Annotated in this window: 2 protein-coding genes and 1 pseudogene; all 3 read left to right on the top strand. The window is 72.8% G+C overall.

Annotated elements, in window-relative coordinates; all coding sequences use genetic code 11:
• Positions 1 to 171, top strand: a pseudogene (locus AC1D15_RS31790) (CAF17-like 4Fe-4S cluster assembly/insertion protein YgfZ); the annotation flags it as partial.
• A 62-nt stretch (positions 172 to 233) separates the two neighbouring features.
• Complete coding sequence (locus tag AC1D15_RS31785; protein ID WP_477829191.1) at positions 234 to 530, top strand: DUF4936 family protein; 297 nt, start codon at positions 234 to 236, stop codon at positions 528 to 530.
• Positions 518 to 1,477, top strand: coding sequence for an NRDE family protein (locus AC1D15_RS31780; RefSeq protein ID WP_477829190.1), 960 nt, complete (start codon positions 518 to 520; stop codon positions 1,475 to 1,477). The genes AC1D15_RS31785 and AC1D15_RS31780 overlap by 13 nt, the downstream gene beginning before the upstream one ends.
• Positions 1,478 to 1,492: the final 15 nt, after the last annotated feature.

The raw sequence follows: 1,492 nt of genomic DNA, 5'->3' as shown, positions 1-1,492 counted from the left end.
GATCCCGGCCAGCCGGCGGGGCTGGTCGTCAACGCCGCGGGGCAGCGCGTGCTGGCCGAGGTCAAACTCGCCGCGCTCGACGCCGGCAGCCTGCACCTGGGTGCCGCCGACGGGCCGGTGCTCACGCGCCAGCCGATGCCCTACGACGTCGACGTGGACGTGACGGCCTGATCGGCAAGGCCGCCCAGGGCATTCCAGGCACGACTTCACGGACCCGCATCGGCGGCGGCATCGTGCGCGAATTGTTCATCTACTATCGGGCGAAGGTCGAAGACGCGCAGGCGTTGTCGGCCGCGGTTCTCGCAGCGCAGGCAAAGGTGCAGTCGGCCTGTCCCGGGCTCCAGGCCCGGCTGCTGCGCCGACCCGACTCCCGCGACGAACACCACACCTGGATGGAAATCTACGCCCTCGCGCCCCACGGCATCGACGACACGCTCGCGCAGCAGATCGAAGCGCAGCTCGCTGCCGCGCTCGCGCCGTGGATCGTCGGCCCCCGCCACGCCGAGGGCTTCGTACCATGTGCCTCGTAGCGCTGGCGATCGACCAGTCGCGGCGCTTCCCGCTGGTCGTCGCGGCGAACCGCGACGAGTTCTTCAAGCGCCCGACCGCCCGCCTGGCCTGGTGGTCGCCCGGTGCCGGCCGACCCGACATCCTCGGCGGGCGCGACCTCGAAGCCGGCGGCACCTGGCTCGGCCTGACGGCCGCCGGGCGCCTCGCCTTCGTCACCAACGTGCGCGATCCGTCGCGCCAGGATCCGCAGGCGCCGTCGCGCGGCGACATCGTGCCGCGCTGGCTGGCGGGTGACCTGCAGACCGACCGCTTCTGGATGCGCACTGCGCTGGCCGGCCACAACGGCTTCAACCTGGTGGCGGCCGATTTCCAGCGCGGCGAATGCTTCTGGGCCTCGAACCACGAGGTGCATCCGGTGCGGCTCGAGCGCGGGTTGTTCGGCCTGTCGAACGGCCGGCTCGATGCCCCGTGGCCCAAGGTCGATCTGCTGAAGGCGCGCGTCGATGCGGCGCTGTCGACGAGCGACAGCGTCGACACGCTCAGCGCCCGGCTGTTCGAGGCGCTCGGCGACCGCACGCTGGCCGACGACGCGCTGCTGCCGTCGACCGGCGTGTCGCACGAGTGGGAGAAGCTGCTGTCGGCCGCGTTCATCCGCACGCCGGACGGCAGCTACGGCACCCGCTGCTCGACGCTCGTGATCACCGAGCGCGTCAACAAGCGGCTCGTCACGCACGTGCTCGAGCGCACCTACGGCGCCGCCGGCGGCATGGCGCTGCTGCGCCGCTCGACACTGAAGGACTGGCCGCCGCGCTACAGCGAGGAGCCGCCGGCCGAGGCCCCGGTCCAGGGCAGCGTCGACGAGGCGGAAGAGCCGTCGAGCGGCACCGAGGCCGCGCCCCGCAAGAGGCGGGTGCGCAGCCTGCTGAAGCCCGAGCGGCCGCGCCGCACGCGGACGGTCGGCGGCTGAGTGGCTGAGTGGCTG

It is taken from the genome of Rhizobacter sp. P2_H2 (genome assembly GCF_056403375.1).
This window is presented reverse-complemented; position numbering and strand designations above follow the sequence as displayed.

Bases quoted from the DNA above. Each gene is read 5' to 3' on its own strand.
- AC1D15_RS31780 (WP_477829190.1), top strand. From the start codon at position 518: ATGTGCCTCGTAGCGCTGGCGATCGACCAGTCGCGGCGCTTCCCGCTG.